This window comes from Pseudomonas sp. MPB23 (genome assembly GCF_046605395.1).
Classification (GTDB): Bacteria; Pseudomonadota; Gammaproteobacteria; order Pseudomonadales; family Pseudomonadaceae; genus Aquipseudomonas.
Window position 1 is genome coordinate 2,427,341 of the sequence record NZ_CP176771.1, and the last position, 13,140, is coordinate 2,440,480.

Annotated in this window: 10 protein-coding genes; 8 read left to right on the plus strand and 2 right to left on the minus strand. The window is 61.4% G+C overall.

Features of this window, described 5'->3' with window-relative positions; translation table 11 throughout:
• Positions 1 to 13: 13 nt before the first annotated feature.
• Together ACLH0J_RS11310 and ACLH0J_RS11315 are read left to right on the plus strand one after the other, a co-directional pair.
• Positions 14 to 691 (plus strand): response regulator, encoded by a 678-nt coding sequence (locus ACLH0J_RS11310; protein ID WP_010208358.1) that lies wholly within the window; start codon positions 14 to 16, stop codon positions 689 to 691.
• Positions 688 to 2,034 (plus strand): ATP-binding protein, encoded by a 1,347-nt coding sequence (locus ACLH0J_RS11315; RefSeq protein ID WP_411392047.1) that lies wholly within the window; start codon positions 688 to 690, stop codon positions 2,032 to 2,034. Before ACLH0J_RS11310 ends, ACLH0J_RS11315 begins: the two co-directional genes overlap by 4 nt.
• On the opposite strand, the gene ACLH0J_RS11320 is transcribed toward ACLH0J_RS11315, so the two are convergent.
• Entirely contained in the window at positions 2,031 to 3,029 is a 999-nt protein-coding gene (locus ACLH0J_RS11320) for an AraC family transcriptional regulator (protein WP_411392048.1), read from the minus strand. The two genes, ACLH0J_RS11315 and ACLH0J_RS11320, sit on opposite strands and share 4 nt — an antisense overlap.
• A gap of 339 nt (positions 3,030 to 3,368) precedes the next feature.
• Between ACLH0J_RS11320 and ACLH0J_RS11325 the strand changes: the two genes are divergently transcribed.
• The 3 genes from ACLH0J_RS11325 (at position 3,369) to ACLH0J_RS11335 (ending at position 6,519) form a co-directional block, all read left to right on the plus strand.
• Positions 3,369 to 4,703 carry a dicarboxylate/amino acid:cation symporter gene (locus ACLH0J_RS11325; protein WP_411392049.1) on the plus strand — a complete coding sequence of 445 codons (1,335 nt, stop codon included), beginning with the start codon at positions 3,369 to 3,371 and terminating at the stop codon, positions 4,701 to 4,703.
• A gap of 248 nt (positions 4,704 to 4,951) precedes the next feature.
• Positions 4,952 to 5,938 (plus strand): XdhC family protein, encoded by a 987-nt coding sequence (locus ACLH0J_RS11330; protein ID WP_411392050.1) that lies wholly within the window; start codon positions 4,952 to 4,954, stop codon positions 5,936 to 5,938.
• Positions 5,935 to 6,519 (plus strand): NTP transferase domain-containing protein, encoded by a 585-nt coding sequence (locus ACLH0J_RS11335; protein ID WP_411392051.1) that lies wholly within the window; start codon positions 5,935 to 5,937, stop codon positions 6,517 to 6,519. The genes ACLH0J_RS11330 and ACLH0J_RS11335 overlap by 4 nt, the downstream gene beginning before the upstream one ends.
• Positions 6,520 to 6,581: 62 nt before the next feature.
• On the opposite strand, the gene rne is transcribed toward ACLH0J_RS11335, so the two are convergent.
• Positions 6,582 to 9,755, minus strand: a complete 3,174-nt coding sequence (gene rne, locus ACLH0J_RS11340) for a ribonuclease E (protein WP_411392052.1) — start codon at positions 9,753 to 9,755, stop codon at positions 6,582 to 6,584.
• A gap of 767 nt (positions 9,756 to 10,522) precedes the next feature.
• Between rne and rluC the strand changes: the two genes are divergently transcribed.
• Genes rluC through ACLH0J_RS11355 form a run of 3 tightly spaced genes read left to right on the plus strand, consistent with a single transcriptional unit; the run spans position 10,523 to position 13,136 of the window.
• Entirely contained in the window at positions 10,523 to 11,482 is a 960-nt protein-coding gene (rluC, locus tag ACLH0J_RS11345) for a 23S rRNA pseudouridine(955/2504/2580) synthase RluC (RefSeq protein WP_411392053.1), read from the plus strand.
• Entirely contained in the window at positions 11,469 to 12,131 is a 663-nt protein-coding gene (locus ACLH0J_RS11350; RefSeq protein ID WP_411392054.1) for an HAD-IA family hydrolase, read from the plus strand. The genes rluC and ACLH0J_RS11350 overlap by 14 nt, the downstream gene beginning before the upstream one ends.
• A 21-nt stretch (positions 12,132 to 12,152) precedes the next feature.
• A complete protein-coding gene (locus ACLH0J_RS11355; RefSeq protein ID WP_411392055.1) occupies positions 12,153 to 13,136 on the plus strand; it encodes a S49 family peptidase in 984 nt (327 codons plus the stop codon).
• Positions 13,137 to 13,140: the final 4 nt, after the last annotated feature.

The following is a 13,140-nucleotide window of genomic DNA, read 5'->3' on the forward strand; positions in this document are numbered from 1 at the left end:
TTTGGAGAGCCTTATGAAATTGCTGGTGGTGGAAGATGAGGCGCTGTTGCGTCATCACCTGTTTACCCGCCTGACCGACAGCGGGCATGTGGTCGAGGCCGTGGCCAATGCCGAAGAGGCCCTGTACCAGACCGGCCAATTCAACCATGACCTGGCGATCATCGACCTGGGCCTGCCCGGCATGGGCGGCCTGGACCTGATCCGCCAACTGCGCACCCAGGCCAAGACCTTCCCGATCCTGATCCTCACCGCCCGTGGCAATTGGCAGGATAAGGTCGAAGGCCTGGCGGCCGGCGCCGACGACTATGTGGTCAAGCCATTTCAGTTCGAAGAGCTGGAAGCGCGGATGAACGCCCTGCTGCGCCGCTCCAGCGGCTTTACCCAGTCGACCATCGTTGCCGGGCCCCTGCTGCTGGACCTCAATCGCAAGCAGGCGTCCCTCGACGAACAGCCCCTGGCACTGACCGCCTACGAATACCGCATCCTCGAATACCTGATGCGCCATCACCAGCAAGTGGTGGCCAAGGATCGCTTGATGGAACAGCTTTACCCCGATGACGACGAGCGCGATCCGAACGTCATCGAAGTGCTGGTCGGCCGCCTGCGCCGCAAGCTGGAAGGCCCGGCAGGGTTCAAGCCGATCGACACCGTGCGTGGCCTGGGCTACCTGTTCAATGAGCGCTGCCGTTGATTCGCTCCCTGCGCGTGCGCTTGATGCTGGCGGCCGCCACCCTGGCTGTGTTGTTCATGCTGGGCTTGTTGCCCGCCATGCAGGGGGCGTTCAGCCTGGCATTGCAGGATTCCATCGAACAGCGCCTGGCGTCGGACGTCACCACCCTGATTTCCGCCGCGCGGGTCGAAAACAACCGCCTGCTGATGCCGGCGCAGCTGCCCGACGAACGCTTCAACCTCACGGACAGCCGGTTGCTTGGCTATATCTATGACCGTGAAGGCCACCTGGTGTGGCGCTCGCGGGCGACCAAGGAAGAGAACATCAACTACAAGCCGCGCTATGACGGGCGCGGCAATGAGTTTGCAAGGATTCGCGAGGCCAACGGCCAGGAATTCTTTGTGTATGACGTCGAGGTCAAGCTGCTCGGTGGCAAGAGTGCGGCGTTCAGTATCGTCGCCCTGCAGCCGGTGCGCGAATACCAGTTGACCCTCGAAGGCCTGCGGGAAAACCTCTACCTGGGGTTCGGCGCGGCACTGCTGGTGCTGCTGACCTTGCTGTGGCTGGGCCTGACCTGGGGGCTGCAAGCCCTGCGGCGCTTGAGCCAGGAGCTTGACCAGATCGAAGGCGGCACCCGCGAGAGCCTTTCCGAACAACATCCCCGCGAACTGCTGCGCCTGACGGGCTCCCTCAACCGTTTGCTGCACAGCGAGCGCGAACAACGTGCGCGTTACCGCGACTCCCTCGACGACCTGGCCCACAGCCTGAAAACCCCGCTGGCGGTGCTGCAGGGTGTGAGCGAAGACATGGCCCAGCGTCCCGAAGATCGCGAGCAGGCCTGGGTGCTGCAATCCCAGATCGAGCGCATGAGCCAGCAGATCAGCTATCAGTTGCAGCGCGCCAGTCTGCGCAAAAGCGGCCTGGTGCGCCATCAGGTGCGCCTGGCGCCGGTGCTGCAAAGCCTGTGCGATACCCTGGACAAGGTTTACCGCGACAAGCGTGTCACCGTGGCCTTTGACTTGCCGCAAGAGTGCGACGTGCCCATCGAGAAGGGCGCCTTGTTGGAATTGCTCGGTAATCTGCTGGAAAACGCCTATCGGTTGTGCCTGAGCAAAGTGCGTATCAGCCTGGTGGAAAGCTTGGAAGGCACTGAGCTGTGCATCGAAGACGATGGCCCCGGTGTGCCATCCGACCAACGCGCGCGGATTCTGCAACGGGGTGAGCGGCTGGACCGTCAGCATCCGGGTCAGGGCATCGGGCTGGCGGTGGTCAAGGACATTATCGAAAGCTACGGCGCGCGCCTGACCCTGGGCGACTCACCGTTGGGGGGGGCGGCGTTCAAGATTCACTTTCCTGCGCTCTAGTTTTCCTGCGCTCGGTAAGCCCCTGGCGTCAGCCCCGTCCACTTCTTGAACGCCCGATGAAACGCCGACGGTTCGGAAAATCCCAACTGCTCGGCGATCTCCTGCAAGGACAGATCCGCACGGCCCAGGTGATAGATGGCGATGTCCCGCCGCAATTCGTCCTTGAGTGCCTGAAAGCTGGTGCCTTCTTCGCGCAAGTGCCGGCGCAGGGTCTGCGGGCTGATATGCAGGTGCTGGGCGACGGCTTCCAGGTCTGGCCAGGGTGTGCGGTCGCGGCTCAATAGACGCCGCAGTTGGCTGCTCAAACTGTCGCCTTCATCCGGCCGTGACAACAAATCGGCGGGGGAGCGCTCCAGGAAGTGTTTGAGGGTTCGTTCATCCTGCAACAGCGGCAGGCTCAGGTACCGGCTGGGAAACACCAGGCTGCTGTGCGGTGCGTCGAATGCGTGAGGGCAGGGAAACAACAGGTCATATTCACCGGCATGAGCCGGCATCGGATAGCTGAACGTGGTCTGGTGCAGCCGAATGCGCTGGCCGATCAGCCAACTGCCGAGCCGGTGCCAGATCACCAGCAGGCATTCGCTGAGGAAGTGATCCGGGTCCCATAACTGCGAGTCGTCCAGACTCAAGCGGGCCATTTCGCCTTCCTTTGTCAGTTGCCAGCGCGGGCCTTGCGGGAACAGGCTATAAAACAGCAGGCCGCGTTCCAGGGCCTTCTCCAGCGTGCGGCAGTGGATCAGCGCGTGGCACATCATGGCGAAAGTGCCGCGCTTGCTCGGGCCGTCGGCAAAGCCCAGGTATTCGTCGTCCAGTCCCACCCAGAGCATTTGCAGCAGCCGGGTAAATTGCTCCGGCGCGATGCGGGCTCGGGGTTCGGTGAGCAACTCCGGTGTGATGCCCACCTGCAGCAGCAGGTCCGAATAATCGTACCCGGCTCGCCGCGCACCGCCGAGGGCTGCTCGGGCATAGTGGCTGGCGATGGTACGTTCGCGCATGGGATGGCCTCGTCCTTGGAGTGGCGGATGGTAGCCACCCCCGGCAGGGGCGACAAGGCGGATATCCGCCAAATTGTAGGACGGGATTGGCCGGCAAGGCGGAAATCCGCCACCCATGCGTTCGCCTCGAAGGGCGCCCTGAATCCCCCGGGCCTGATGTCTAAAGGCCGTTAGGGCTTTTCGGCAAAGTGGCACGGCGTTTGCGATACACAACACAGCGCAGGCCTGGTCCTACAGTTCTCGCAAACAACAAATCCCTCCAGTGCAGGAGGGTTCGCAATTCAAGTGCCGTGGGCAATGGCGGATATTTGCCACGCGGGACGATTGAGGAACTTTGCAATGACGACTCGTCAGCCAATCTACAAATCCCTGTATTTCCAGGTGATCGTTGCAATCGTTATCGGTATTTTGCTCGGTCACTTCTACCCGCAGACCGGTGTGGCCCTCAAGCCACTGGGTGACGGCTTTATCAAGCTGATCAAAATGGTCATCGCCCCGATCATCTTCTGCACCGTTGTCAGCGGTATCGCTGGCATGCAAAACATGAAATCGGTCGGCAAAACCGGCGGCTATGCGCTGCTGTACTTCGAAATCGTTTCCACCATCGCCCTGCTGATCGGCCTGGTCGTGGTGAACGTTGTGCAACCGGGTGCCGGCATGCACATCGACGTGTCCACCCTGGACGCTTCGAAAGTCGCTGCCTACGTGACGGCCGGTAAAGACCAGAGCATCGTCGGCTTTATCCTCAATGTGATCCCGAACACCATCGTCGGCGCCTTCGCCAACGGCGACATCCTGCAAGTGCTGATGTTCTCGGTGATCTTCGGTTTTGCCCTGCATCGCCTCGGTGCCTACGGCAAGCCGGTGCTGGACTTCATCGACCGCTTCGCCCACGTGATGTTCAACATCATCAACATGATCATGAAGCTCGCGCCACTGGGTGCCCTGGGCGCCATGGCGTTCACCATCGGGGCTTACGGCGTAGGTTCCCTGGTGCAGTTGGGCCAGTTGATGATCTGCTTCTACATCACCTGCGTCCTGTTTGTGGTCGTGGTGCTCGGCGCCATCTGCCGCGCACACGGTTTCAGCGTGCTGAAGCTGATCCGCTACATCCGTGAAGAGCTGCTGATCGTTCTGGGTACGTCCTCCTCCGAATCCGCACTGCCACGCATGCTGATCAAGATGGAGCGTCTGGGTGCGAAGAAATCCGTAGTAGGCCTGGTGATCCCGACCGGCTACTCCTTCAACCTCGACGGTACCTCGATCTACCTGACCATGGCGGCCGTGTTCATCGCCCAGGCGACCGACACCCACATGGACATCACCCACCAGATCACTCTGCTTCTGGTGCTGTTGCTGTCCTCCAAAGGTGCTGCTGGCGTGACCGGTAGCGGCTTTATCGTACTGGCGGCAACCCTCTCCGCAGTAGGCCACCTGCCGGTAGCCGGCCTGGCACTGATCCTGGGTATCGACCGCTTCATGTCCGAAGCTCGCGCGCTGACCAACCTGGTGGGTAACGCCGTTGCCACCCTGGTTGTGGCCAAGTGGGTCAAGGAACTGGACACCGACCAGTTGCAAAGTGAGCTGGCCTCCGGTGGTCGCGGTATCTCTGATACCCGTGAAGAAGATGACCTGGGCGTGGCTGAAGGCCCTGCACCTGCTGCTCTCAAGTAAGTCGCTGATGGCGTGACCTGACGCTGACCGCTACCCGCAAACGCCCCGACTGGTTCGGGGCGTTTGCATGTGTGCCCGGCCACTCTTGTGTTGTTTTGATTTACAGTAAGTCATCACTTCATTATTTCGGCGGGCCCTGTATCGATGGTAGGGCCTGTTGTCTTTGCCGATGAAGTTCGCGCCGCTCAAGGCGTTCTGATCGCAGTTATCACGCAGGCATTTTCGCTGGAACACTTGCAGGAGGGTGCATGGACAGTGTTGATTTGAATGTCCTGCGCAGCGTGCTCGAATGGCGCCGTGCCGGGCAGCAAGTGGTGTTGTACAGCGTGGTCCAGACCTGGGGCAGCGCGCCGCGGCCACCGGGCGCCATGTTGGCGCTGAGGGGGGATGGCGTGGTGATCGGCTCGGTGTCGGGTGGTTGCATCGAGGACGACTTGATCGCGCGTCTGCAGGATGGTCGCTTGGCGAAGGATGGACCGCCGGTGCAGTTGATCACCTACGGTGTGACCCGCGATGAGGCGGCGCGATTCGGCCTGCCTTGCGGGGGCACCCTGCGCCTGACTGAAGAACGGGTTGAGGATTGGGCCTGGGTCGCGCAGTTGCTGGCGCGCTGTGAAGCCCATGAAATTGTCGCGCGCGAGCTGGACCTGGCAACAGGTGTGGTGAGCTTGAGCGGGGCGAGCAAGACCGACGTCGTCACGTTTGACGGCGAGCGCCTGCGCGCTATCTACGGGCCGCGCTGGCGCTTGTTGTTGATCGGCGCCGGGCAGTTGTCGCGGTACGTGGCGCAAATGGCGCGCCTGTTGGATTTCGAAGTGTTGATCTGCGACCCGCGCGAAGAGTTCGTCTACGGCTGGGAAGAGCAACATGGCCGTTTTGTGCCCGGCATGCCTGATGAGGCGGTGCTAAATATCCAGACCGACGAACGCACCGCTGTCGTCTGCCTGACCCACGATCCGCGCCTGGATGACATGGCGTTGCTCACGGCCTTGAATTCCAATGCGTTTTACATCGGCGCGCTGGGGTCGAGGGTCAATAGCCAGAAACGGCGCGAAAATCTCGCTGCGCTGGGGTTGTCTGCCGACGCCATTGCGCGTTTGCATGGGCCGATCGGCTTGCATATCGGCAGTCATACGCCCTCTGAGATTGCTTTGTCGCTGCTGGCGGAAATTGTTGCGATCAAAAATGGCGTGGCGCCGATGCAGAAAAAGCCGTTGCAGGTGACGGCGCAGTGAATGTCACGGCGATTGTGCTGGCGGCCGGGCAGGGCAGTCGCTTTCGGATCGAGGCGAGGGCGGATCAAGACAAATTGTTGGCCGATTGCGTCGGCCTGGACGGGGTGACGCGGCCGGTGATCGAGCAGGTGCTGATGAACTTGCCTGGGCGTGTTGTCAATCGCTGGCTGGTGACCGCGCCGGAGCACACGGAGATTATCCGGCTGGCGCAGGCGTATGGTTGCCAGGTCTTGTTGCTGCGCTCGGCAGGTATGGGCGACAGCATTGCCGCGGCGGTTGCGGCCAGTGGTTCAGCGGATGGCTGGTTGGTAGTGTTGGGGGACATGCCGTTTATTCAATCATCGAGCATTGAGCGGGTGATTGAGGCGGCGGCGGTGGATGCTATCAGTGTGCCGGTACACGCGGGTGAATATGGGCACCCGGTGGCGTTTGGTCGTGACTTCGGGCCGCATTTGATGGCGCTCACCGGTGATCGTGGTGCCAAGCCGTTATTTGCCCAGGCATCCGTACGCGAAGTCGACGTCGCGGACCCCGGTATTTTCTGGGATGTGGATGTGCCGCAGTTGTTGCAGTTCCCCTAACCGAGCAGACATAAAAAAGCCCCGCCTGATCGCTCAGGTGGGGCTTTTTAGTGGCTGATGGATCAGACGAGGGGTTTAGGCTCGTGTTCTGCTTCCAGGGCCTTTGGGGTGTGCTCTGCCACTTCTTCAGCGGAACCTGGGGTCTCGTCGACGATAGGGGCAGTGTGCTCAACCGGGGCTGGCGCTGCTGCTGCGGCAGCGGCGGCCGCCGCCTCAGCTTCCTTGCGGCGGCGACGCACTTCGCGTGGATCGTTCGGCGCGCGACCATTTTCGGTCAGGGCGCTGGCCGGCGCTGCTTCAACCACCGGAGCGGCGACTTCGGCAACGACTGGCGCTTCAACCACGGGTGCAGGTTCGGCAACCACGACCGGAGCGGCTTCAACCACTTCGGCCACCGGTGCTGGCGCTTCTTCTACCACAGGGGTAGGCGCTGGCGTTTCAACCGGGGCGACCGGTTCGGCAGTCCACTGGAAGGCGGTCTGTTCTTCGCGAACTTCACGCACTGCCGGGGCGGTTTCTTCGACAACCGGTGCTGGCGCAACGGCTTCAACCACTGGAGCAGGCTCAACGGCAGCCACTTCGACTTCAGGTTCGGCCTCGCGAACCGGTGCCACTTCCACTTCCGGAACCACTGGGGCTTCGATAGGTGTTGTGGCTTCAACCACCGGCGCTTCAACGGCTGGGGTTTCAATAGCCGGTGCTTGTACGGCGGCGGTTTCTTCGACAGCGGCAGTGGCGCGTTCAGCCTGCTCGTGAGCCTGAGCTTCAGCCGGCGCGCTGATGACCGAGCTGGCAACAGCTGCGGTAACGGCCAGGCCGGCAGCCAGTTCGGTGCCAGTTGGCTCGCTGGTAGCGGCTTCTGCGTTCTCGCCGGATTCTTCCGAGCCTTCGATCACATTGCCATTGGCATCACGTTGACGCTCACGACGGTTGCTGCGACGACGCTGGCCACGGGAGCGGCGGCGTGGACGATCGCCTTCGGCGTTGTCCTGGCCGTCTTCCTGCAGTTGCTCCTCGCCAGTCAGCACTTCTTCTTCTTCGCTGGCGGCAGGTGCCTGCTCGGCACGCGGTTGACGCTCTTCACGTGGTGCGCGTGGCTGGCGTTCTTCGCGCGGCTGGCGAGCCGGGCGTTCTTCAGTGGTGGCAACAGCCGCAACGACACCGGTGGCAGCGGCAGCGGCTGGCGCGGCATCCAGCGGTTCGCGCAGCTCACGCACACGTTCTTCACGCTCGCCACGGGGCTTGCGATCTTCGCGCGGAGCACGTGGTGGGCGTGGTGCCCGCTCTTCGCGCGGTGCGCGTTCTTCGCGGGCTACGGTCGTCGGGGTCTCTTCACGGGCTTCGCGAGGCGCACGCTCTTCACGGGGTGCGCGTTCTTCACGCGGGGCACGTTCTTCGCGTGGTTTGCGCTCTTCGTCACGGCGACCGTTGCGGTTACGGCTCTGCTGGCGACCGTTGCGACGCTCTTCGTTACGCGCCGGACGCTCGGTGGCCGGTTTTTCGACCACAACCGGTGCCGCAGGCTCTTCCTTGCTGGCGAACAGGCTGACCAGCGACTTCACCAGGCCTTTGAACAGGCTTGGCTCAGGCATTGCGGCCGGTGGAGCGACTGGAGCCGCGGCTTCAACCGGCACCGGTGCGTTGGCGCGGGCCGGTGCGGTCTTCACCGCCGCTTCCTGGCGAACCAGGGTACGGGTCGCGGCGGCTGGCTGAACTTCTTCCACTTCGGCAGCGGCAGCGGCGATTTCGTAGCTGGACTGGCCGCTGTGGGCTTCCGGGCTGTCATCGCGCAGGCGCTGCACTTCGAAGTGCGGCGTTTCCAGGTGATCGTTCGGCAGAATGACGATACGGGCACGGGTGCGCAGTTCGATCTTGGTGATCGAGTTGCGTTTTTCGTTGAGCAGGAAGGCGGCGACCGGGATCGGCACTTGCGCGCGGACTTCGGCGGTGCGGTCTTTCAGGGCTTCCTCTTCGATCAGGCGCAGGATCGCCAGGGACAGCGACTCAACGTCACGGATGATGCCGGTGCCGTTGCAACGCGGGCAGACAATGCCGCTGCTCTCGCCCAGGGATGGACGCAGGCGCTGACGGGACATTTCCAGCAGGCCGAAGCGCGAGATGCGACCGACTTGTACACGGGCGCGGTCGGCTTCCAGGCATTCGCGGACTTTTTCTTCCACGGCGCGTTGGTTCTTGGCCGGGGTCATGTCGATGAAGTCGATCACGATCAGGCCGCCGATATCACGCAGGCGCAGCTGGCGGGCGATTTCTTCAGCCGCTTCCAGGTTGGTCTGCAGGGCGGTTTCTTCGATGTCGCTACCTTTCGTGGCGCGCGCCGAGTTGATGTCGATGGACACCAGGGCTTCGGTCGGGTCGATCACGATGGAACCGCCGGAAGGCAGTTCGACCACGCGCTGGAAGGCGGTCTCGATCTGGCTTTCGATCTGGAAACGGTTGAACAGCGGAACGCTGTCTTCGTACAGCTTGATCTTGCTGGCGTACTGCGGCATCACCTGGCGGATGAAAGTCAGGGCTTCGTCCTGGGCTTCAACGCTGTCGATCAGCACTTCGCCGATGTCCTGGCGCAGGTAATCGCGGATGGCGCGGATGATCACGTTGCTTTCCTGGTAGATCAGGAACGGCGCGGAACGATCCAGGGACGCTTCTTTGATGGCGGTCCACAGTTGCAGCAGGTAGTCGAGGTCCCACTGCATTTCTTCGCTGCTGCGGCCAAGGCCGGCAGTGCGAACGATCAGGCCCATGTCGGCTGGAGCGACCAGACCGTTCAGCGCTTCACGCAGTTCGTTGCGCTCTTCGCCTTCGATGCGACGGGAAATGCCGCCGGCACGTGGGTTGTTCGGCATCAGGACCAGGTAACGGCCGGCCAGGCTGATGAAGGTGGTCAGGGCCGCACCCTTGTTGCCACGTTCTTCTTTTTCGACCTGAACGATGACTTCCTGGCCTTCGCTCAGGACGTCCTTGATGTTCACGCGGCCTTCGGGGGCTTTCTTGAAGTATTCGCGGGAGATTTCTTTGAGTGGCAGGAAGCCGTGGCGCTCGGAGCCGAAATCGACAAAGGCAGCCTCAAGGCTTGGTTCGATGCGAGTAATACGGCCTTTATAGATGTTGGCCTTCTTTTGCTCGCGTGCACCGGATTCGATATCCAGGTCGTAGAGGCGCTGGCCATCTACCAGTGCAACACGCAACTCTTCGGGTTGAGTTGCGTTAATCAGCATTCTTTTCATGTTGTACCGTCGGTTTCCGGGCTGCCGGAAACGGCGTTCGGCACACACGACTTCTCACGGTCGGTGTCAGGTGCGTCAAGAGTGGTTGGCCACTCCAGTGTCCAGCTAAATCGACCAATTGGGCCGGTGTCGCGACGGACGCGTCCTGCTTGTTAGCGGTGGTGACAAAGGCACCACTTCAACAAAAGCTAAGGTCAGGAGGAGGAATCAACCGGCGACTGTGGACGAGATGAAGCGTCTAAATATAAGCCTAGTGCTACACGGTCCGACGGTTGTGCATCTCCACCCTACACGTATCCCTGATAATTCGGGTGCTGCCGCGCGCAGAATCCGCAGCGGGTTGGCATTTACCGTGTTCTCCAATGGGGAGTCCACGCTCATGGCTAAACAAGACTAAGTGCGGGCGATTGCGCACGCACTCAGCTCTTAACAGGCGTTGTTTCCGAAGCATTCGCCATGGACTGGCTCAAGACTGACTGCACTTTGTGAACTGGCCGTAAATATCGGCACAGAAGGCGAGTATTCACTCTGCTTCCTGCACTCGCTTCAGGCCTCATGTCACCTGCGCTTGTTACAATCTCAAGCCTTCCTAGGTGGCGAAAGCCCCGTAGGACGGCCTCGCGTCCTGATGAATTGCGATGGTCAGGGCCGGCAGTTTGCCGCAAGTCCTCTGTCCAGGCCGCTTTTGGCGGCGTTCGCGACTATAGCAGCAATGATTAAGTGCTTCAATTCCATAAAAAATTGTTATCATCGCCGCCATGACGACTACCGCCCCCCAGACCCCCAGCGTCCAGCTGCTCGAGGTCTCGCCGGAATATGCCGGCCAACGCATCGATAATTTTCTCCTGGCCAGGCTCAAAGGCGTGCCCAAGACCTTGATTTACCGCATTTTGCGTAAAGGCGAAGTGCGCGTGAACAAAGGCCGGATCAAGCCCGAGTACAAGTTGCAGGCGGGCGATATCGTCCGCGTGCCGCCGGTTCGCGTGCCCGAGCGCGATGAGCCTGTGCCGCTGGCCCAGGGTCTGTTGCAGCGCCTTGAAGCGTCGATTGTCTTCGAAGACAGCAAGCTGATCGTGATCAACAAGCCGTGCGGCATTGCGGTTCATGGCGGCAGCGGCCTGAGTTTTGGCGTAATCGAAGCCTTTCGCCAGTTGCGCCCGGATGCCAAGGAGCTGGAGCTGGTTCATCGCCTGGACCGCGACACCTCCGGGCTGCTGATGATCGCCAAAAAGCGCAGCATGTTGCGCCATCTGCACACGGCCTTGCGGGGCGACGGTGTGGACAAGCGCTATATGGCGCTGGTGCGCGGCAACTGGGCCAGTTCGATCAAGAGCGTCCGCGCGCCGTTGCAGAAGAGCAATCTGCGTTCCGGCGAGCGCATGGTCGAAGTGGACGAGGAGGGCAAAGAGGCCCTGACCCTGTTCAAGGTGCTGCGCCGCTTCGGCGACTTCGCCACCCTGGTGGAGGCCAAGCCGGTCACCGGTCGTACTCACCAGATTCGCGTGCATACCCTGCACGCGGGCCATTGCATCGCCGGCGATACCAAGTATGGCGACGAGGATTTCTCCAAGGAGATCCGCGACCTGGGCGGTAAACGCCTGTTCCTGCACGCCTATATGCTCACGGTGCCATTGCCCGATGGTGGCGAATTGAAGCTACAGGCGCCGGTCGATGACATGTGGGCCAAGACCGTGGAGCGCTTGAGTGTCGCACCTTGATTACAAGCTACTGATTTTCGATTGGGACGGTACCCTGGCCAACTCCATTGGTCGGATCGTCGAGTCGATGCATGTGGCGTCAACGCGCTCGGGTTTCGAGTTGTGCAGCGACCTGGCGGTCAAGGGCATCATCGGCCTGGGGTTGCCTGAGGCGATCCGCACCCTGTACCCGCAGATCGGTGGCGATGAGCTGGTGGCATTCCGCAATCATTACGCCGATCACTACATTGCGCTGGAGGCAGAGCCTTCGCCATTGTTTGAAGGCGTGGCGCAATCGCTGGACACCTTCCGCGCCGAGGGTTACCACCTCGCCGTCGCGACCGGCAAGGCGCGTCGCGGTCTGGATCGGGTGCTCAAGGCGCACGGCTGGGAAGATTATTTCGATATCACCCGTGCCGCCGATGAAACTGCCAGCAAGCCCCATCCTCTGATGCTGGAGCAGATCCTGGCGCATTGCGGCGTGTCGCCACGCCAGGCGTTGATGGTGGGCGATGCGTCTTTCGATCTGATGATGGCGCGCAACGCCGGCATGGACAGCGTGGCGGTGAGCTACGGTGCCCAGTCTGGCGAGGCTTTGCAACAATATGAGCCCAGGCTGACGATCGATCGGTTTTCTGAATTGCAGGCCTGGCTTGGCCGGGCTCAATAAGTCTTTGCTGGGGTTGATGGCATGAGTGACGAGTGGAAAGCGCCTGAGAAGGCTGAGAGCGGTGATGACAAGAGCTGGAAGTTGCTGGAGAAAACCCTCCTGGCCAGCGTCCAGGAGCAGCGTCGTTCGCGGCGCTGGGGAATTTTCTTCAAGTTGCTGACCTTCACCTACCTGATAGCCATGCTGGCGCTGTTCAGCCCGCTGATGGACATCGAGAAAAGCGCGACCCGTGGCGCCAACTACACCGCCCTGATCGAAGTGCGCGGTGTGATTGCCGACAAGGAGTCCGCCAGCGCCGACAACATCGTCACCAGCCTGCGCGCCGCGTTTGAAGATCCCAAGGTCAAGGGTGTGATTCTGCGCATCAACAGTCCGGGCGGCAGTCCGGTGCAGTCGGGCTACGTGTATGACGAGATTCGCCGTTTGCGCAGCCTGCATCCGGATATCAAGCTGTACGCGGTGATTTCCGATCTGGGGGCCTCCGGTGCCTATTACATTGCCAGTGCTGCCGACCAGATCTATGCCGACAAGGCCAGTCTGGTCGGTTCCATTGGTGTCACGGCAGCCGGTTACGGGTTTGTCGGCGCCATGGAGAAGCTGGGTGTTGAGCGTCGTACCTACACCTCGGGCGAGCACAAATCGTTTCTCGACCCGTTCCAGCCGCAAAAAGCCGATGAAACCGAGTTCTGGCAGAGCGTGCTGGACACCACTCATCGTCAGTTCATTGCCAGTGTGAAGCAGGGGCGCGGAGATCGTCTCAAGGATAAGGAGCACCCAGAACTGTTCTCCGGGCTGGTGTGGTCGGGCGAGCAGGCTTTGCCGTTGGGCTTGGTCGATGGACTGGGCAGTGCCAGTTCGGTGGCGCGGGACGTGATTGGTGAGAAGGAGTTGGTGGATTTCACCGTTGAGGAGTCGCCGTTCGACCGCTTCTCCAAGAAGCTCGGCGCCAGTGTGGCGGAGAAGTTGGCCTTGTACATGGGGTTTCAGGGCCCGACCCTGCGCTGATATC

Excerpts from the sequence above, each read along its gene's own strand:
- ACLH0J_RS11355 (WP_411392055.1), top strand. The coding sequence starts at position 12,153 with ATGAGTGACGAGTGGAAAGCGCCTGAGAAGGCTGAGAGCGGTGATGAC.
- ACLH0J_RS11330 (WP_411392050.1), top strand. The coding sequence starts at position 4,952 with ATGGACAGTGTTGATTTGAATGTCCTGCGCAGCGTGCTCGAATGGCGC.
- ACLH0J_RS11325 (WP_411392049.1), top strand. The coding sequence starts at position 3,369 with ATGACGACTCGTCAGCCAATCTACAAATCCCTGTATTTCCAGGTGATC.
- rne (WP_411392052.1), bottom strand. The coding sequence starts at position 9,755 with ATGCTGATTAACGCAACTCAACCCGAAGAGTTGCGTGTTGCACTGGTA.
- ACLH0J_RS11320 (WP_411392048.1), bottom strand. The coding sequence starts at position 3,029 with ATGCGCGAACGTACCATCGCCAGCCACTATGCCCGAGCAGCCCTCGGC.
- ACLH0J_RS11310 (WP_010208358.1), top strand. The coding sequence starts at position 14 with ATGAAATTGCTGGTGGTGGAAGATGAGGCGCTGTTGCGTCATCACCTG.
- rluC (WP_411392053.1), top strand. The coding sequence starts at position 10,523 with ATGACGACTACCGCCCCCCAGACCCCCAGCGTCCAGCTGCTCGAGGTC.